The following is a 20,130-nucleotide window of genomic DNA, read 5'->3' as shown; positions in this document are numbered from 1 at the left end:
CAGCGCATCACAATCACTAGAATCTCTGCGAAATACTGAGCTTATAATCACGACCTGTACCAGTCATATATTCACCTAAATACATTTTATAGTCTCGATTAAACAGATTGTCGATTGAGAAATTTAAAGTAGGACCTTTTTCTCCAACAGGTTGCCAATCCGCATAAACACCATGCAGTGAATAGCCCTTGGTTTTGGGTAAAGAAAAAGAGGATGCTGCAATCGATTTATCGTTATCAGACAGGCTACGGTCCTGTTTAGCAACAAAGATCCCTCGCCAGCCCATCGTTAAATGATGTTCAGGCACATTCACACCTAAGGTTGCTGTTGCTTTTTTCGGAGGGATATCCGTCATCCATGTTTTTTGTTCAAACCATGGATTTACCGGTGAATTATCACGTTGCCCACGGATATAAGAATAGGTTAAACCTGTGAACCAAGTTGGCTGATTGTAGAAAATCTCGGCCTCATAGGCTTTGATGGTATAGTCAGTGACATTACGATAAAAGCCATGCTTATAGTTTCCATTACAGTCATTAATGCTGCCATTTCCACCATTGGCATTATTTTCCGCTTGTTCCTTACAGAAGGTTGATCGGTTGCGGAAAATTTCATCACCACCCCGATTATGATGATAGGTCAACCGGACTTGCACATGGTCCTGTTCTGCAAAGATATCATCAAAATTCATCTCATTGCCCAGACGGATTGCCAGCATCTTTTCAGGCAATAAATAACGACTGGTTGATGGCACAGAGGTTATTGCCGATTGCACATAATATTGCTCGTCAACACGAGGGGCACGCCATGTTTTACTGATATTGGCAAACCAAGTGAGATAATCGGCTTGCTTCCACGCCAAGGCTAAACGTGGCGACCAGCCTGTATAGGTCTTGCTCGAATAATCATGCCCTGCACTTGGATCATTATAACGTGATGCTCGGTTTGGATTGCCTGTATTGGTAATATGGTCATAGCGAAGCGATGGGGTAATGGTGAAATTATGAATCTGGTATTGATCTTCTACAAATGCACTGAGCATTTGCTGTTTGCCTGAAGGCATATAATTTGGCTCATAATAACCAAAATTATAGTCTGGTTTTTTGGCATTGTTCTTATCGTAAATGAGCGAGTTCTGCTCCATCTTTTGATATTGTGCCCCAACTTTTAATTTATGTGTGCCATAGTCAGTTGTAATATCACTGATATTACTGAGCTTAAACGCAGTATTGGTATAAGTTACCCAACTTTCATTGCCCAATGTTGCCGCTGATCCAACCACACTCGGTAATCTTTGATCATGTTGATCGGTCTTTGAATAAGATGCTGTTGCCTTTAAATTTATATAAGGGTTTGATTCAGGGTTTAATTCATATCCAACTGAATAGCTACTGTCATTTTGATCGCGATAGACCAAACGCCGTTTCCATGCTTCCTCATATCCATATTTTTGAATATCTGCTTCTGTTGGAACAGCATCTTGATCCCGCATTGCTGCAAAAGGTTCCCAGCCTTTATGCCCACTTTGCATCGCATTCAAACTAATTTTTTGGCTGTCTGTCGGATGAAAATTAAGTTTGGCTAAATAAGTATCCTGCTGCTGGGCAGAATACAAAAACTTGCTGCCATCAGGTCGTTTAACATCGCCACTATCTCGATTGGTATAGTAGAACATCCCATCAACAGTACCGTTTTCACTCTTTCCATACACTGCACCTGTATAGGTATTTTGTGAATTATTGGAAAATCGCGAATATTTCAAAAAAGCACCGATAGTTTTATCATCTATCAATAAATCAGTGGCATCTTTGGTTTCTAAGGTGACTTTCCCTCCAAAACCACCATTTCCAACCTCAACATTATGTGGACCTTTATCGACCGTAATTTTTTTTAACAGTTCGGGTTCAATAAAAACTGAACCTTGTCGATATTTATCAAAACTTTTGACCGAGTCATCTAAGGTAATCGGAACATCCTCAACACCTCCCATACCGAGGATATTAATGGTTTGCCCACCTGGTCGCGGTGAACCTGCTGACCCCACACTCGGCATGTGGTCCAGCAATTGTGCAACATTGTTGGCCTGATAACGGTCAATGGCTTTTTGATTTAAGACACTTTGCCCAAACTGGATGGTATCTTCCTTATCCGCCTGTACAACAATTGGTGTCATTTGATAAATTTGGTTCAAAGCATTCGCATTCACCAAAGTCGCACTTGCAGGCGTTTTTAGCACTGCATTTGTTGATATTGCACTGCTATCTGCAAATGCTTGTGACATAAGCCCCATTGATAATGAGATTGCAGCTGCCAATACATGTGGTTTGATAATCATTTGAGACGAGAGAGATTTAGACATAAAGGACACTAAGAATTAACACGAACCATAAGCCTAAATAGGCCATAACAAAAATCGAAATCAAAGCAATACAGCACACCTCATAAACACATGCGATGTATTACCATTTTACTGTAAGAGATTGACTAAACCATTTATAAAGCCCTTATCACGATGATTAAAGGACAGATTTTGAGTCAATAGCACTGGAGAGACTACAAAAGAAATAACGATCATTAATTCAACAAAACAGCACAAACAATAGTAATTATCATTTACATTTAGGTATTTGTAAATGGATTGTTACATATTTTTCAAAGAGCACTAAATCCCAGGCCATGACCAATGTTGAATCAGGCTATTCTCTCTGTCGTGCTGATCGATATAACACTTTATTTTGAGCCCCACGATTTAGTTTTGATCAGCAATCATGATTTATTTTTATAAATAGCAGTAGCAATATATTCAAACCAATTTTAGTAAAGACTTTTAATACAGGGCTTAAATTTTAAAAATATAAAATTAAGCCCAATAAATTAAACTTCTATCACAGTATAAATCCATAAACTAAAATTAAGAGCGATGATTTAAAATTATTTTCTTGCGATACTGTAAAGGACTCATCCCTGTCCAACTTTTAAATGCACGAATAAATGATGTTTGCTCTTGATATGCCAATAACATCGAAATATCTAGAATACTAAGATTAAGATCTGCAAGATAATCAAAAGCTAAGTCTCTACGAACTTGATTTAGTCTTTCTTTAAAAGTATATCCTTGTTGTTTTAATTTCAGTTGAAATATGCGAGATGGTAAGCCTAATTTATTTGCAACATAATCCACACTGATATTTCCTTTATGCACAGCTTGGATAATTGTTTTATGAATGAGCTCATCAAAAACATCAAGCTTTGGACGCTTTGATAGCAATAAATTTGCTTGCTTAATTAAAATATCATTCAATACTGGATCAGCATTTGATACGGTCAAATCAAGACTTGCCATCGTAATATATATTTCAACATCTTCACCTTCGAACTCAACAGGACATCCGAAAAAACTCTCATAATTATAAAGAAACTTTGTTTTCTCTGAGCTAAATGTGACTTTGCATACCTCTATTTTATTGGGATGTACCAACTTTCCTAGAAATGTATAAAGTATCCCCATCAGTAACTCATCGACTAACTGATTATTCTTTAGATAAGGATCGACTCCCCAACTAATCACAATAAATTGATCAGAAATAGACATCTTCGCAGGTTTTGTTTCACAAAAAAGCCTTTGATATTTTATATAAAGATTTAATACCTCTAATAGATTTTCACAAGAGGAAGCGATATAACCCAAAATACCCAAATGCTTAGGCTGAACATAACTTGATATTTCTAATCCAAGTGTTGGTTTGGGTTTTTTCTGGTTTATTTCCTCCAACAGTTCTGTCCATTCCCCAATTGGAATTAGCTCGTTCGTTTTATAATCACTCAAATATTTTGCATTTTTAAGGTTATTTTTTACACAAAAATAAATCAATAAATTAAGCATCGAACTAGATACTAATTTAACTTGATTAGGATTACTCAAAACCATTTCTACCCACTCATATCATATCTAAAACCGCACATCAGAGAAGGAATCAAAAAAACTAGCAGTGTAAGTACATTATTTAATCAATCTTAAAAGTTAACGATAATCTAGTTTTCCATTTTTCTTACAAATACGGCAAAAAAATCCATTTTTTGTGATATTAGTCACAGATAATTCTAAAAATCTACTTTAAAATTCAAGAAAAAAATTATCATTTGTATAAAAAAACTTATCATTTCAAGGAAAGTTTTGAGATTGTGAAAGTGTCTGCACAAAAGAAGTGCGTAAAAGTGTTTTTTATTCTAGATTCAAAGCCTTAAACAAGATTATATTGTTGTAAGATTTTTAATTATTTTAGTTTCTATCCTTACCGGCAATCTCAGCATTTCAATAGATAAAAGCGATCATAAAAAAGACTCTTACATGTTTTTATCACTTGCACCATAAAGGATCATTCTGTTCAAATTTATGAATAAAAGAAGAGAGTTACCAAATACTCAAAAAACTATATTAGATTATCAGCGAGCATAAATTTAGATAAAGAATAACTCTAATAAAAATCTTAATAAAAGTAAGATTAAAATTATGACAAAACTAAAAATAAAAGAAAAAATAAGTAAAATATAAAAATCAACCATTTTTGCAAAAACGAAATATATAAAATACATAAGCAAAGAAAAATAACCTATATTTACTCCCCCTAAACACATCATTAACAAAAAAAATAGCTCATTTCTTATATAAAATTTTCTTGCCCCTTCCTTACTTTTTCCACTTAATTTATTAAAACTTGATACTAGTCTTTTTTTATATACCACTTTTATACCTTGGCTATATAATATGAAACGAAAAGTACCCCCTTTGAATATAAAATAATTAGCATTTAATTCACAAAAATTATCTTTTTGTGCATAATACGAATCTTTCTGTCTAAGAACAGAGAATCATTAACGATCAGAAAATAAATAAAGATTCATTATTTATATTCATTTAATAAATGAATATACAGTCAAAAGTACAGATGTAAGAGAAGATGTATCAGAAAATGTGGCTGTTTCAAATATTCTCTAACACGCATAAACTTCACTGGCTTCAATCTTAAGTTAATCACATGAAATACATATGTTTTTCTTATCACCAAAAATATCGATCTTTAAAAAGTAAACAGATAAAAGCCCAAATATTGCCTCATCAAGTGGGATACTAAGGTAATATTTAGGCTTGACTGGAAGGCTAGTGCTCAGTTGTTAAGTAATTTCGGCAATACTGGTTTCTGTTTGACATGTTAGACCCTGCTCTATGATGATTTTAAGCATCCCACTTCTATGTGCAACAACGGGCACTTCCATTTTCATAGCTTCCATAATCGCAACGACTTGGCCTTCCGTCACCTGCTCACCACATTCAACTTTCCATGCGTTAATCACACCATTAATCGGTGCCAGTAAATGCTCTGCATTCACTTCAAGCTCGGCAGTTTGTGCTTGAATTTCGGTTGCTGGACCTTGTGCAAACATGCCTGCAGGTAAGCCTAAACGGTGTAACTTGCCATCAATTTCAATATAGCTGAGTAACATTGGTTGTTGGTGGTTTGGAATACTGCGTTTAGTTGGCTTCAACTCTTGTTTAAAGTCGTTTTCTATCCAACGGGTATGCACTTTAAATTCATCTGTAAAGTCAGGCTCATTGAGTACCGCACGATGAAAATCTAAAACTGAGGCAATCCCTTCAATTTTAAATTGCTTTAACGCACGTTTAGCACGGGCAATTGCTACTTCACGGGTTGGGCCCGTCACAATCAGTTTTGCCATAAGAGAGTCAAAATGACTGGAGACCAATGACCCAGTTCGAACCCCAGTATCGACGCGTACACCATGACCAAACGGCGCTTCAAATAAGCTCAGCACACCAAATGCTGGAATAAAACCACGCGCTGGATCTTCGGCATTAATACGAAACTCAATGGCATGGCCTTGTGCTTTTGGTGTTTCTTGAATCGACAAGGTATGGCCTTGTGCGACACGGATTTGCTCTACCACCAAATCGACTTTTGAGGTTTCTTCGGTCACGGGGTGCTCAACCTGTAAACGGGTATTTACTTCTAAAAATGAAAGCTTTCCGTCACGACTTAGTAAGTATTCAACTGTTCCGGCACCAACATAATTGGCTGCCTGACAGATATTTTTTGCCGAGCTTAAGATTTGTTGATAGATCTCATCACTAATAAATGGCGCTGGTGCTTCTTCGACCAACTTCTGGTTACGACGTTGTAATGAACAATCACGCGTTCCAAGTACCACAATGTTACCATACTGGTCAGCAATCACTTGTGCTTCTACATGGCGTGGTTGGTCTAGATATTGCTCAACAAAACATTCACCACGACCAAAAGCAGCTTTGGCCTCACGTACTGCAGACTCATAAAGCTCTTTGACTTCTTCAAGTTTCCACGCTACTTTTAAACCTCGACCGCCACCACCAAATGCCGCCTTAATCGCAATCGGCAAACCAAACTGTTTGGCGAATGCTAAAGCTTCATCGGCATTATTAAGTGGGTCTTGAGTCCCCTGAACCAAAGGTGCGCCCACTGAAGCCGCAATTTTGCGGGCTTCAATTTTATCGCCTAATTTTTCAATGGCTCTTGGAGATGGCCCGACCCATTTTAAACCTGCATCAATCACTGCTTGGGCAAATTCAGCACGTTCGGATAAAAAGCCATAACCCGGATGCACCATGGTCGCTTTGGATTTTTTTGCAATCTCGATAATGGCAGCAATATTTAAATAGGTTTCACTGGCGGTTGCACCAGCTAAACCCCATGCTTCATCTGCAAGTTCGACATGCAGACTACCCATATCGTCATCTGCATATAACGCGACCGATGCAATTCCCATATCACGGCAAGCATGGATAATACGAACGACAATTTCACCACGATTGGCAATCAATAGTTTTTCATTTTTCATCATTTATTCTCAAAATCTGTAAATTCGGCAATTTTTTTAAATTTAATCCAGCAACCCGCAGGAATCTGTGCCACCAAATCCCAATGATGTTTTGCAACAGCAGCAATGACGGGATAGCCACCCGTTAAAGGGTGATCATTCATAAACAAAACTGGCTGACCACTGGGTGGAATTTGCAAAGCGCCAATGCATGTGCCTTCACTTTCCAATTCATGGGTAATTTTGCGAGTTAGAGACTGCTCACCTGATAATCTGAGCCCAATGCGATTGCTTTCATTGGTCACCAACCATTCTTGCTGACAGAGCAGTTCAATACTGTCTTGTTCAAACCAGTCAGTGCGTGGCCCCATCACAATATCGAGCTCAACCACTTCACCAACTTTGGGCAAATCACTTTTGCCCACTTCATTGACGCTAATGTTAGCTGCTTGAACCTGTCCTTGGTAAATGGTATCTCCGAGCTTTAACGGTTCTGGCCCTAACACCGCCAAACTATCAAATGAAGCACTATTGAGCACTGGTTCAATATCGATGCCGCCTCGAACGGCAAGATAATTTCTTTGCCCCTTTGTAGGCGGTAGAATATGAAACTCATCGCCGTCATCCAGATCAATCGGTTGATCGCTTGCAAAGTCGGCGGTTTGACCATCGGCAAATTTCACACGAATGTTTGAGATCGCTCCAGCCACCGCAATAATGCCGGCATGCTGCATTTTAGCTTTTAAGCCACCTTTTAAAACTTCAATGACGGGTGTATCAGTTGGATTCCCCACAATACGGTTGGCACTATGCATGGCGGATAGGTCCATTGCACCCGCCACGCCAACCCCAATATTGGTCTGGTTGAATCGGCCTTCATCTTGAATCAGCATTTGTAAACTTGGCGCTGTAATCGTAAACAGTGGCACCGATTGTTGAGGCTCAACTGTACGCGTGATTTGCTGCGCTACACTCACAGTTGTCGGACGATGCGTGACATCTTCAAAATGTACTGTCATACCCGGTAACAGCATTGCAGGATTTTTACGCGCTAAATCCCACATTTTTTCTGATGTGGTTCCAATCAGTTGCCAACCACCCGGACTATCTTTAGGGTAAATACCAGAGTATTTTCCAGCCAAGCCCAAAGATCCTGAGGGTATTTTTTTACGCGGAACCGTTAAGCGTGGAATATCGGTAAATGGTCGATCGGGACTGCTCATATAGGCAAAGCCTGGTGCAAAACCAATAAAAGCCACATTCCACACGCTTTGCTGATGCGTTCTAATCACATCCGAGATCGATAACCCTTGCAACTCTGCCACCTGGGCAAGGTCTTCGCCATCGTAACGAATCGGCACAATCACTTCTTGGCCGCTACGCTCAAATCCAGCATCAATTTTGAGACTCTGAATTGAAGCAACCAGCGTTTTAAAGTTGGTTTCGATCTCATTAAAGAAAACCAAAATTGTTTTTGCAGCAGGGACTAAGTCTTTAATTCCATTCAATTGCGTATGTTGCAATTTATTGTACAACGCCAAAGTTTCTTCTAGGCTCGCAAGCTCAATCAGAAAACAATCGGCGTTTACCGATAAAAAACGCATTTGCTTATCCTTTTTAATGGTTCTTTAGCCCAATTAGCCCATCCAAGCACGGTCAGGAATATCGGTAATCAACATATGACCCGGTGCATGACTAATCGCAAAAGGAATTTTTGAGTTCATAACTGCCGCTTGCGGGGTGACACCACATGCCCAAAACACGGGGATCTCACCTGCTTCAATACGAGACGCCTCACCAAAATCAGGTTTATTTACATCCAAAATTCCTAGGCTTTCAGGATGCCCAATATGTACAGGTGCGCCATGTACACTTGGCATACGCGCTGTAATTTTTACTGCTTCACCAATTTGATGTGACGGAATAGGTCGCATAGAAACCACCATGTTTCCTGAAATACGCCCTGCTGGCTGGCACTGAATATTACTGAGATACATCGGCACATTGGTGTTGTCATGAATATGACGAACTTCAATCCCCGCTTCTTGCAAAGCGGTTTCAAAAGAAAAACTACAACCAATCAAGAAAGTCACTAAATCAGGATGGGCATTATAAATCTCGCTGGCATCAGTCACCTCATCGACCATTTCTCCATCTTTCCAAACGCGATAACGCGGGAAATCGGTTCGGATGTCTGAATCTGCGGCAAGCTTAGTTGCATAGATGCCTTCTTCAAGCACATCCAACACTGGACAGCTTTGCGAATTGCGATGTGCATAGAGCAAAAAGTCATAGGCCCACGCTTTCGGCACCGAAATCATATTCACCTGTGTCATGCCCGCAGCCATGCCTGCTGTCGGTTGATCAAAACCAGCACGGATTTTTAAACGCGCATCGAAAGCGGCTTCAAGCTGAACTGGGTCGACTTTAATATCCTTATACATGGTGCTCATCCTTATACTTTATTTACAAACGGGCGAATCTGAATCTTGTTCTTTACAAGCTCGGCTTTAATCGCTGCTGACATTTCTAAAGCGCCATCCGTGTCACCATGTAGGCAAATGGTGTCGGCTTGAATTGGGGTAAAGACACCGTCAATTGACTCGACCCCACCCTGTTTAAGCATAGATACCACACGACTCGCAACAAAGGCAGAGTCATGTAAAACAGCCCCTTCTAGGCGGCGAGACACCAATGAACCATCACTGTTATAAGCTCGGTCTGCGAATGCTTCAGATACCACTGTCAAGCCAGCTGCACGTGCCTGCTCCACCAAGTTTGAATCTGCCAAAGCCACTAAAACCAGTTCAGGGTTATACATTTTAATCGCATCAATCACTGCGGCTGCCTGAGCTTGGTCATGTGCAATGGTGTTGTAGAGCGCGCCATGTGGTTTTACATATTGCACTTTTGAACCTGCCACTTTTGCCAAACCATCCAGTGCTGAAATTTGATACAGCACATCGGCAATCAGTTCATCACGTGACACATCCATATTACGGCGACCAAAACCAACCAGATCTGGATAAGACACATGTGCGCCAATCGTGACACCCAATTCAACGGCTTTACGAACCGTTTTTAAAATCCCCAAAGGATCCCCTGCATGAAAACCGCATGCGATATTGGCACTGGTCACCACAGGTAAAATCTGGTCATCATTACCCATTTTCCATGAGCCAAAGCTTTCGCCCAAATCACTGTTTAAATCTACAAACATGGCATCATTCCTTTTTCGCTATACGATTATCTGGCTTAAAGTTTGGTCAAATAGTTAAACACGGTCGTAAATGACATATAGCCCATCCACCACGTCAATACACAGGTGAGTGCACCTAAAACAATTAACCATTTTGGATAATTATAATTGCCCATCAAGTCTCTACGGCAAGCCGCAACATACACAAAAATTGTAAGACCAATTGGCAACACTAAACCGTTAAAACCACCGACAAAAATGAGTAGACCTGCTGGCGTTGCCCCCAATACCACATAGAGTAATAAAGCCAAGGCAATAAAAGTGATGGTGGTATAGTTGCTTTGCTTTGGCGTTAAATTCTTTTTAAATGCACTAAAGAATGAAACCGAGGTATAGGCTGCGCCAATGGTGCTACTGATCCCCGCTGCCCAGAAAATTAAACCAAATAATTTATAACCAAATGTACCTGCTGCATATTGGAATGCTTGAGCTGCTGGATTGGCATTATGACTGGCGAGATCAATGCTTGCACCACTCACCACCACACCCAAGAACGCTAAAAATAAGACATAACGCATGATGCCAACCACCACAATGCCTTTGGTTGCAGCTTTGGCTACTTCATCAATATTTTCAGGGCCCACAGCACCTTTATCGAGTAGGCGGTGCGCACCCGCATAGCAGATATAACCACCCACTGTACCGCCGACAATGGTGGTAATAATGGCAAAATCAATTTGGTCTGGTGCAAAGGTTTGTTGTACTGCTTGTTCAACAGGAGGCATCACAATCACTGCCACGATGATGATTAGGACGATTTTCAGCAATCCCAATACGATCATGCTTTTATCCATCGCAAGCGTTGCTTTTCTTGAAGCGAAAATCAAAATCGCCAATGCACCACTGAGGATACCACCCCATTTGGTGTCCAAACCAAATAGTGCATTGAGACCTAATGCAGCACCTGCAATATTTCCAATACTAAAGAAGAAACCGCCTAGAATCACCAGAAATGCAAGTAAATAGCCACTGCCCGGTAAAGCCTTATTGGCAATATCGGATGCACGCATTTGCGTAAGAGTCACGACACGCCAAATATTTTGCTGCACCACATAATCAATCAAAATGGAAACTAAAATGGCAAAACCAAATGCGGCACCTAATTTCACCGTAAAGACAGCCGTTTGGGTTAAAAACCCTGGCCCCATTGCCGAGGTTGCCATCATAAAGATCGAGGCAACAATGGCCCATTGGCGATCTGATAGAAAAGAAGATTTCAGTAAAGACATATTAATGCGTTCCTCATCCATTTGAGCTTCATAACGCTATTTTTAACTTGATCCAGAAACACCATTTTTACAAATGATCTTCTTCAATCCCTTTAAATCACAAAGATTCCCTGTTCTCCCACAAAGCTGGGTAATCAAATCTTCTATTTAAGATAAAAACATAAGCCAGCCTGCTGAACAATACGACTTTTTACAGAAATAATTAAAACTAAGACCATGAATTTATTTATTTTTTATTTTTTAAAATTTCCAATATAAATTTTACTTATCACGTTCCATAAGCTGCTTTTATGGCTCATCCAATAAATACCCTTTTCTACAATAGAGAAATACCCTAAAAAGTATGTAAGCCTCTATTTTTTGATGTGTTCATTCAGTCTTTGCATCGCACTTTCGGATACCATCACGGCAACATCAGTTAATTTTTCTTTTAAAGCCGAATCGTTGCCTTGAATGTAGATCGAAGTAAAATGAAAAGTCTTTAACTGGATTGGTGTGTTTAATATTTCCAGTCTACCATCGGTGATTTCTTTTAAAGCGGTTAAGGTCGGTACCACGGCGATCCCCAAACCTTGCTCAGCCAAACGTAGCAGTGTGGCTAAAGAATAACTGGTTATGGAAAGCGGCTCATCTAGCCCCTGTTCCTTCATCTTTGCCTTGAGCTCTTTATAGGGATAGGTAATTTTTGGATAGGTTAAAATCGTATGCGACATCAAAGTTTTAAATGACATTTGCCCAACACCACCTTTAAATGAAGGCGAAGCCAAGAAGCTGAGTTCAAAATCACAGAGTGCCTGTTCAATACACTCAAAAGCCAGTGTGGGTCCCAGTAAAAAGGCCATGTCCAGATCGCCTGTGCGGACACCTTCCTGTAAGTTAGGTGTTAGATCAACGACAATTTCGACCGAAACTTTTGGAAATTCCTGTTGCACCTTTTCGATATATTCCACTAGCCATGTATAAACAATCGTTTCTGAAACACCTAAGCGAATTGTGCCTGTCAGATGTTGATTGTCCGTTAATTCCTCGATGAGTTCAGTTTCCAAGCGCATTAACTTTTCGGCATATTTGAATAAAGTCATGCCCTTATGCGTCGGTTTGAGCTGACGAAAGCTTCGATCTAAGACCTTAAATCCTAAGTCATTTTCAAGAGCAGTGATTTTTTGCGATACCGCAGGCTGGGTGGTTTGTAATTTTGCTGCAGCCTTGTTAAAACTATTTAGCGTCACAACCCAATAAAATGCTTCCAGATTTTTTAAATTCACGTTTAGCCCTGTCTGCCACATCCCTATGCCCTGCATAGTATGAGAGTGATCCGCCTGATTAAGCTACCTATTTATTGATTTTTGTTGCAGTCATTTGCAAACCGACTTATTTCACATTCACAAAGATGATATCTAAATCCTGTTTGGGAACGAAGTTGCGCTTGGTCATCTGAAATTGCGTTGGACTAATTTTTTCGACTTTGCCATTCCAACAAAATGAGACCAATTCATTCTTATCACGCTCAATCGTCAATTTAAAATTTTCAATCGGTTTAGCCCAGTTTGCCCCCGTGGTCAGAATATAGCTTAAAGCATTAAACGGTGAATTCTCTGCTTTGGCTTTTTTTAAGCCCTGCTTAAATTGTGCATCCATACAAAAGTTTTGATTATATTCATCAGGATATAGAGCAACCGCGCCTCCCACCAAAGGTTGATATTGATGCTGAATTTTGGTCAGAGCATTGGCTTTAAAGGTTTGCTTCCAACTATAAATCACTTGAGATGACCATGGAATTTCATCATCTTTTTTAAAATTCGCCAATATCTTCTGCATTTGTGGCTGCTTACATTGCTTTAATTTATCGACAAAATAGCTATAGTCATCATTGCTACGCATCCAAGGATTAAGCATGTCGGTTTGGCTAAAACCACATCGCTTAAATAGATCTGTTGCATCAATCAACGGCGACTTTTCATTCTTTTGGATAAAAGTACGCACATGCATTTCTGGCTGAATATTTTGACCATCAACAATAATTTTAAAGCTTTTTAGCAATGCTTCGGTATGGGCAAAATCCGCTTCAAAGAAGTTATCGATACGCGGTAAGGGAAACAAAACAGTTTCTGCCACATCTTTAGAACTTAAATTTTTATAGAGATAATTGACCTTAATCAACTTTTTGCTAATAAATAAATCTTCACTTTGCATCGCAACATGCGCATTTTTAAGATAGGCCACCCCACCCGTGCCGACATAACCCGTTGAGTCATTGGCTAGACTATAGCTCGGTATTTGAATCAAAAAAGAAAATGCCAAGAGGATATTCTTCATTTTTTAAGCGTCCAATTTATAACTGTGATTATCAGGATTTATCAGCAATCATAGCTGTTCAAGGCCTCAGATGTTCACTTTTTTTATTTATTCCGCATTTAAAAAGGAGCAGCTTGTCGATTACAAACTACTCCTTTGGCTCAGCTTCTTGACATTCAAGTCCACAACTTTATCAAATTATGAACCCTACTTTGAGCAAGATGATTTACTTTAATCGAATCATGACGGTTTTAATGCGATTGCTCTCCATCTCGACTACTTCAAACTGTAAGTCTTGATAATCCAGCATTGAACCAACGTCCACTAAGCCATTACTCTTATCCAGAATAAGTCCAGACACCGTAATATAATCCATCTCTTCATCGACTAAGTCGACGCCTAACTGTAATTCAAGTTGGTACAAATCCAAAGTACCTGAAGCTTTCCAAGTGCTTTCATCCACTTGAATCAAATCAAGCTGTTCATCTGCATCTGGAAACTCACCTGCAATCGCTTCAAAAACATCTAGAGGTGAAATCACACCCTGCACATTTCCAAACTCATCATTGACGAGTACCAATGAGCCTTTGGAAGTCCGCAATGTATTGATCACATCGATCACTTTCATTTTTTCAAAAATAAAAATCGGTCGTTGCGCTTTGATCAAAGATTTTAATTGCGTTTCATCATCCAGCACGTCCAGAATTTCCTTAGCGCGAACCACACTCAGAACTTTATCTAAGCTGCCTCGACATACGGGAAATAAGCTATGCGGTACAGATAAAACCTGCTCTCGAATTTTCTCTGGTGTTTCATCGATGTTAATCCACGAAATTTGACTGCGTGGCGTCATGATTGATGCGACAGATCGTTCTGCCAACATTAATACACCACCAATCATATAACGTTCTTGATCATCAAATGTGTCTTGCGCTTCCAAATGTTGCAGCGGATTTGTCGCAGTGGTTTCAGACTTGCCACCCATGAGCTTTAAAATCGTATCTGCGGTTCGATTACGTAGCGGAATCTTCGACTCATGTTTAGATCTGTTACGTTGCGTAAACTGATTAAATGCCTCAATCACAATCGCAACACCAATACCTGAATAGATATAACCTTTAGGAATATGGAAACCAAAACCTTCGGCAATTAAGCTAATACCAATTAACAATAAGAAACTTAAGCAGAGAATGATGACAGTTGGGTGTCGATTCACAAACTCAGTTAATGGTTTAGACGCCAATAGCATCACCAGCATGGCCACAACCATTGCCACCATCATGACGTAGATATTATCCACCATACCAATGGCCGTAATAACTGAGTCTAATGAGAACACGGCATCCAATACCACAATCTGAGCGACGACCGCAGTAAAGCTGGCATACACAACATTGGTGGTAATTTTGACTTCCGCTTTGCCTTCCATTCGTTCATGTAATTCACTGACCGCTTTATACAGTAGGAATAAACCACCGAATAAAAGAATCAGATCTCGACCCGAAAAAGACCAGTCAAAGATGAAAATAAGCGGTTTAGTTAAGGTAACTAACCAAGAAATGGCGAACAATAAGCCCAAACGCATGATCAATGCGAGAGATAAACCGATGACTCTGGCTTTATCACGTTGGGAAGGAGGAAGTTTGTCTGCCAAAATGGCAATAAAGACGAGATTATCAATTCCTAAAACAATCTCTAAGACGATCAGAGTAAGCAAACCTACCCAAATCCCTGGATCTAATAAAAATTCCATTATTTACTCCTTAAACAAAAACAAGGAGTCATGAAATTGTATTTTAACTTTGTACCCGGCGAGGGATCCATTTATGTTGACCTTTTTGACAATAGTTGCTCTGATTATGCCTAATCTTTCGGGATCGAGTTTATTTTTTTAAGAATCGTATACAAGCTGAATAAATCCAAATAAATTAGTTAAATATCAATATAATAAATAGAATTAAGCTTGATAATTCAATTAGGTTTAGAATAATTTGTTACATATTTTTAAGCGCTGAGATTCACAATAAAGCCCCTTTAACCAGACAATTGAGGACATTGTTTTTAGATTAAAACGCGATCTAAGCAAACAATCTAAACTCTTTTTGCTTAGCAACTTGAATGCTATGACGACACTTGGACGATTATCCAAGCAGATCAAATAATTTTCTTTTTGCTGTTTATTTCTTCACACATCACGGATTCCTTTTTGTGAATCTTTCTCAATTTGTTAAGATGAGTTACTGAGGAAGTCATTCAATTTCTCATACACTGTTGACTCAATTTTGACAGAAAAGAAGTCCTTAGAAAGGTATACTTCCTTCACAATTAAGTCGAATTTTACAGTGGTTGTTAGAATTGGCGAGACAGCCAAACGTTTAAATTAAACTTATTTATTATTTAAATTTAAGGATTTAACATACATGAATAGCGCTGAAATCATGGCTGACCTTTCATCTCATACGCCGATGATGCAGCAGTATCTCAAAGTCAAAACAGACTATCAGCATGCATTGCTGTTCTACCGTATGGGTGACTTTTACGAGCTATTCTTTGAAGATGCGCATTTAGCAGCCAAACTTTTAGGTATTACCCTCACCCATCGTGGCAAAGCCAGCGGTCAACCTATTCCTATGGCTGGCGTTCCTTATCATGCAGCAGAAGGTTATCTCGCACGTTTAGTCAAAGCTGGGCGTACTGTCGCCATTTGTGAACAAGTGGGTGAAGTCACAGGTAAAGGTCCTGTTGAACGTAAAGTGGTTCGTATTCTAACCCCTGGTACCTTAACCGATGATGCGTTACTTGGTAGTTACCAATCATCAAATTTGGTCGCACTATGTATTCAACAAAATCAAATTGGTTTTGCTTTACTCGACCTGAGTGCAGGTATTTTTAAAGTTCAACAACAAGACTATAAACCTGAACAACTCGCAATTGAGCTGGCACGTTTAATGCCAAGCGAAATCCTCATTGATGAAGATCTTATTGATAAAAATATTATTGAACAAATTAAGAAAAATCTGGACTGTCCAATCACCAAACGTCCAAATGTTGATTTTAATTTAAATAATGCACAAAAAACGTTGTGCGATCAGTTGAGTGTTTCAACCTTATCTGGTTTTGGATTAGATCCGATTCCACTCGCGAAAGCTGCTGCCGCGGCGTTGATTCACTATGCGAAAGAAACCCAAAAAACAGCTTTACCCCATATTCGTTCAATTCAAATTGAACAAAGTACAGACTTCATTGCACTGGATCCAATCACACGTCGTAATTTGGAAATTATTGAACCGTTGTTTGATCATGGTACATCACTGTTCCAGTTGATTAATGATTGCCAAACTGCCATGGGCGGACGCTTACTGAGCCGTACGTTAATGCAGCCTATTCGTGATACTGCTGTTTTAGATGCGCGTCTTGATGCAACTGAACAATTGTTAAAGGGCTATCATGAATCACCACTTCGTTTAGTTTTAAAAGAGATTGGCGATATTGAACGTGTGCTCAGTCGTGTCGCGCTAGGCAGTGCTCGTCCACGAGATTTGGTACAGCTGCGTCAAGCTTGTGCACAAATCCCTTTCTTACGCCACGCCTTAGATCCTATTTTAAAACCCCAGCAATCTAAGTTATTAACTCAATTAGATGAAGAACTTGGTGACTTTAAGAGTCTGCATCAACATCTGATGACTGCAATTGTTGAAAGTCCACCCGTATTACTACGTGATGGCAATGTAATTGCAGAAGGTTATGATGATGAGCTAGATGAGTTACGTAAAATCCGTGATCATGCGGGCCAATTCTTGATCGACTTGGAAATTAAAGAGCGCGAACGTACTGGGATCAATACCCTGAAAATCGGTTATAACCGTGTCAGTGGTTATTATATTGAACTCACCCGTGCACAGGCAGAACAAGCTCCAGCGGACTATATTCGTCGTCAAACCCTTAAAAATGCTGAGCGTTATATCACGCCTGAACTCAAAGGCTTTGAAGATAAAGTTCTTTCTAGCGAGTCACGTGCCCTCGCCCGTGAAAAACTGTTGTTTGAATCATTACTGGATGAGTTACGTCAAAACATTGCACATTTACAGATGATGAGTGCTGCAATTGCCTATATTGATGTGTTGGCAAACTTTGCCCATCAAGCTCGACTCAACAATTGGGCTAGACCCGAATATACGCCTGAAACCAGTATCAAAATTCAGGCAGGTCGCCACCCTGTTGTTGAAGCTTTAAATAAGGCACCTTTTACACCGAATGATACCTTCCTGGATAGCCAACATCGTATGGCGATTATTACAGGGCCAAACATGGGGGGTAAATCGACCTTCATGCGTCAGACCGCCTTGATTAGCCTGCTTGCCTATTGCGGTAGTTTTGTACCAGCCAAAGCAGCAAAACTAGGGTCGATTGACCGTATCTTCACTCGTATTGGTTCTGCTGATGATTTATCGACAGGTAAATCTACCTTCATGGTGGAAATGACCGAAACCTCTCAGATTTTGCACCATGCCACCAGTCAATCTTTAGTCTTGATGGATGAGGTTGGCCGTGGTACCAGTACCTATGACGGTCTTTCATTGGCTTGGGCCTGTGTTGTTGATTTAACCAAACGGGTGAAATGCCTCTGTCTATTCGCAACACATTACTTTGAGTTGACTGAATTGGGTGGCGAAGCTGGCATTGATAACTATCATGTCACCGCACAAGAACTAAATGGCAATTTGATTTTGTTGCATAAAGTTCAACATGGCCCAGCCAGCCAAAGTCATGGTTTACAGGTTGCCAAGTTAGCCGGAATCCCTGCCAACGTGATTAAAGAAGCTCAAAAACGCTTGAAGATTCTGGAAAAACAACAGCATCAACATTTGCAAAATAGCGTGCAGAATGATTTGTTTAGTGCTGTTGAACATGAGATCGAAACTCAAGTCGTTGAGAAAGTGATTGAAGTTGAAAAACCATCACCTGCTTTAGAGTTATTACATCAAATTGATGTCGATGATTTAACACCACGTCAGGCATTAGAGCAGCTTTATTCTCTAAAAGCTGCTCTGAAATCTTAAATGTACGTTCTGGAACAAGTTGATCATTTCAGCTTGTTCCAGAACCATTTCCTGTTTATTTTTGGCTGATATCACTCAACCTAAAAAGACTGAATAGATTTTTGTTCAGTATCCAACTTAAGGGAAAGCACAATTAATATTCTGTTTAAGCCACTAGAACACTCAGAAATTGATTTAATCTGGCAACAGATTAGTCGGCGTGAACTTATCACTCAAATGTATATACAGCAGAGTTTAAATTTACAATTAATTGATTGTTTTTATGATGAGCAAAATTGGGATGCCTATCATTTGGAAAATGATCCACCTTTAATCAAAAAGTTACATCAACAAGGGGCTTTATGCATAGGTGGATTTGACGAATCTAATCAGCTGATTGCTATACAGGTCGTTTCCAATCAGCACATTGCTGATTATCCTGAAGCAAAGTTACTGCAATATTTTTATGTGGATGCCGATCACCAAGGTTTAGGTATCGGTACTCAGTTGATGCAAGCTGCTATCGTATCTGCAAAGCAAATCAATGCAAAACAACTCTATATTTCGGCTACCCCAAGTAAACGCACTGTAGACTTTTATCTTAAACAAGGTGCTCAACTTTTAGTACAACCTGATCTAGAGTTATTCAAAAAAGAGCCTGAAGATATCCATCTACTCTATACCCTTTAGTTTCTTCCGCATCCGGATTCCGAGCTCAACAACAATTGAATGCTAAAAGTTATGAATAAACCATTTTCCGTGTCTTAATTGCATGTTTTAACTGAGAATAAAAATAAGATTCAGTTGCAATGATTGGGGCAATTGAGGTGATCATCACTTTATTTTTTAGTCAAAAAGTCTTAGCAACCGATAATATTTTCTTTATTATCAATATATTAATTCATTTTTCATATGTATAAATAAACAATATCAATAAAAGCAATTGTTTGTTTACCCCTTTTTTGCCTACAATACCTCATTCCAAACAAAAAACCGTATTTTTAGGTAGCTGTCGCCATGACCTTTGTTGTCACTGAAAATTGTATTAAATGTAAATATCAAGATTGTGTTGAAGTTTGCCCTGTAGACTGTTTCTACGAAGGTCCTAACTTCCTTGTTATCAATCCAGATGAATGTATCGACTGTGCTCTATGTGAACCAGAATGCCCAGCAAATGCAATTTTCTCTGAAGATGAATTACCAGAAGGTCAAGAAGTCTTTATCGAACTCAATGCTGAATTATCAGAAAAATGGGCGGGTAACAACATCACACAAATTGGTGAACAGCCAGCAGACCGTGAAGAATGGAATGGTAAGCCAGACAAGCTACAATATTTAGAAAAATAATTCAAAAGGCCAGTTTTACTGGTCTTTTTTATACCTGAACCACACATTTCTTTGCAATTACATCATTATTCATGCGCTATTTTGCATTAAA

The 20,130-nt window shown here is 39.4% G+C and carries 13 protein-coding genes; 3 read left to right on the top strand and 10 right to left on the bottom strand.

Annotation, left to right across the window (positions count from 1 at the left end; genetic code table 11):
- Positions 1-16: 16 nt before the first annotated feature.
- The 10 genes from A7P55_RS09880 to A7P55_RS09835 all read right to left on the bottom strand — a co-directional run bounded on the left by A7P55_RS09880 (position 17) and on the right by A7P55_RS09835 (position 15,406).
- Positions 17-2,359, bottom strand: coding sequence for a TonB-dependent hemoglobin/transferrin/lactoferrin family receptor (locus A7P55_RS09880; protein WP_171551963.1), 2,343 nt, complete (start codon positions 2,357-2,359; stop codon positions 17-19).
- 552 nt (positions 2,360-2,911) lie between these two features.
- The gene (locus A7P55_RS09875; RefSeq protein WP_171551962.1) at positions 2,912-3,928 is read right to left on the bottom strand and encodes an AraC family transcriptional regulator; all 1,017 of its coding nucleotides are present in this window, start codon (positions 3,926-3,928) and stop codon (positions 2,912-2,914) included.
- Positions 3,929-5,172: 1,244 nt separating this feature from the next.
- Positions 5,173-6,891: a biotin carboxylase N-terminal domain-containing protein gene (locus A7P55_RS09870; RefSeq protein WP_171552248.1), complete on the bottom strand. Its 1,719-nt coding sequence runs from the start codon at positions 6,889-6,891 to the stop codon at positions 5,173-5,175.
- The gene (locus tag A7P55_RS09865; RefSeq protein WP_171551961.1) at positions 6,891-8,474 is read right to left on the bottom strand and encodes an urea amidolyase family protein; all 1,584 of its coding nucleotides are present in this window, start codon (positions 8,472-8,474) and stop codon (positions 6,891-6,893) included. Before A7P55_RS09865 ends, A7P55_RS09870 begins: the two co-directional genes overlap by 1 nt.
- A gap of 33 nt (positions 8,475-8,507) precedes the next feature.
- Positions 8,508-9,323, bottom strand: coding sequence for a putative hydro-lyase (locus A7P55_RS09860; RefSeq protein ID WP_171551960.1), 816 nt, complete (start codon positions 9,321-9,323; stop codon positions 8,508-8,510).
- A 2-nt stretch (positions 9,324-9,325) separates the two neighbouring features.
- On the bottom strand, positions 9,326-10,090 hold the full coding sequence (locus tag A7P55_RS09855) for a 5-oxoprolinase subunit PxpA (RefSeq protein ID WP_171551959.1): 765 nt from the start codon (positions 10,088-10,090) through the stop codon (positions 9,326-9,328).
- Between the two features lie 35 nt (positions 10,091-10,125).
- Complete coding sequence (locus tag A7P55_RS09850) at positions 10,126-11,379, bottom strand: NRAMP family divalent metal transporter (RefSeq protein WP_171551958.1); 1,254 nt, start codon at positions 11,377-11,379, stop codon at positions 10,126-10,128.
- Positions 11,380-11,711: 332 nt separating this feature from the next.
- Entirely contained in the window at positions 11,712-12,623 is a 912-nt protein-coding gene (gene mumR, locus A7P55_RS09845; RefSeq protein WP_171552247.1) for a LysR family transcriptional regulator MumR, read from the bottom strand.
- Between the two features lie 106 nt (positions 12,624-12,729).
- A complete protein-coding gene (locus A7P55_RS09840) occupies positions 12,730-13,674 on the bottom strand; it encodes a DUF4424 family protein (RefSeq protein WP_171551957.1) in 945 nt (314 codons plus the stop codon).
- Positions 13,675-13,879: 205 nt separating this feature from the next.
- Complete coding sequence (locus A7P55_RS09835) at positions 13,880-15,406, bottom strand: TerC family protein (RefSeq protein WP_171551956.1); 1,527 nt, start codon at positions 15,404-15,406, stop codon at positions 13,880-13,882.
- 667 nt (positions 15,407-16,073) lie between these two features.
- On the opposite strand from A7P55_RS09835, the gene mutS reads away from it, so the two are divergent.
- The 3 genes from mutS to fdxA all read left to right on the top strand — a co-directional run bounded on the left by mutS (position 16,074) and on the right by fdxA (position 20,039).
- Positions 16,074-18,713, top strand: coding sequence for a DNA mismatch repair protein MutS (gene mutS / locus A7P55_RS09830; RefSeq protein ID WP_171551955.1), 2,640 nt, complete (start codon positions 16,074-16,076; stop codon positions 18,711-18,713).
- Between the two features lie 93 nt (positions 18,714-18,806).
- On the top strand, positions 18,807-19,382 hold the full coding sequence (locus A7P55_RS09825) for a GNAT family N-acetyltransferase (protein WP_171552246.1): 576 nt from the start codon (positions 18,807-18,809) through the stop codon (positions 19,380-19,382).
- Between the two features lie 327 nt (positions 19,383-19,709).
- Positions 19,710-20,039, top strand: a complete 330-nt coding sequence (gene fdxA, locus A7P55_RS09820) for a ferredoxin FdxA (protein WP_004652744.1) — start codon at positions 19,710-19,712, stop codon at positions 20,037-20,039.
- Positions 20,040-20,130: the final 91 nt, after the last annotated feature.

Origin of the sequence: Acinetobacter sp. Ac_5812, assembly GCF_013072695.1 — a bacterium.
In the GTDB taxonomy this organism is placed as follows: domain Bacteria; phylum Pseudomonadota; class Gammaproteobacteria; order Pseudomonadales; family Moraxellaceae; genus Acinetobacter.
The sequence above is the reverse complement of the archived record's forward strand: the minus strand, read 5'-3'. Positions and strand labels throughout refer to the sequence as shown.

What these genes read in the sequence shown, in the direction of transcription:
- A7P55_RS09860 (WP_171551960.1), bottom strand. Translation starts at nt 9,323, where the DNA reads ATGAGCACCATGTATAAGGATATTAAAGTCGACCCAGTTCAGCTTGAA.
- A7P55_RS09875 (WP_171551962.1), bottom strand. Translation starts at nt 3,928, where the DNA reads ATGGTTTTGAGTAATCCTAATCAAGTTAAATTAGTATCTAGTTCGATG.
- A7P55_RS09870 (WP_171552248.1), bottom strand. Translation starts at nt 6,891, where the DNA reads ATGAAAAATGAAAAACTATTGATTGCCAATCGTGGTGAAATTGTCGTT.
- A7P55_RS09880 (WP_171551963.1), bottom strand. Translation starts at nt 2,359, where the DNA reads ATGTCTAAATCTCTCTCGTCTCAAATGATTATCAAACCACATGTATTG.
- A7P55_RS09850 (WP_171551958.1), bottom strand. Translation starts at nt 11,379, where the DNA reads ATGGATGAGGAACGCATTAATATGTCTTTACTGAAATCTTCTTTTCTA.
- mutS (WP_171551955.1), top strand. Translation starts at nt 16,074, where the DNA reads ATGAATAGCGCTGAAATCATGGCTGACCTTTCATCTCATACGCCGATG.
- A7P55_RS09835 (WP_171551956.1), bottom strand. Translation starts at nt 15,406, where the DNA reads ATGGAATTTTTATTAGATCCAGGGATTTGGGTAGGTTTGCTTACTCTG.
- fdxA (WP_004652744.1), top strand. Translation starts at nt 19,710, where the DNA reads ATGACCTTTGTTGTCACTGAAAATTGTATTAAATGTAAATATCAAGAT.
- A7P55_RS09840 (WP_171551957.1), bottom strand. Translation starts at nt 13,674, where the DNA reads ATGAAGAATATCCTCTTGGCATTTTCTTTTTTGATTCAAATACCGAGC.
- A7P55_RS09865 (WP_171551961.1), bottom strand. Translation starts at nt 8,474, where the DNA reads ATGCGTTTTTTATCGGTAAACGCCGATTGTTTTCTGATTGAGCTTGCG.
- A7P55_RS09855 (WP_171551959.1), bottom strand. Translation starts at nt 10,090, where the DNA reads ATGTTTGTAGATTTAAACAGTGATTTGGGCGAAAGCTTTGGCTCATGG.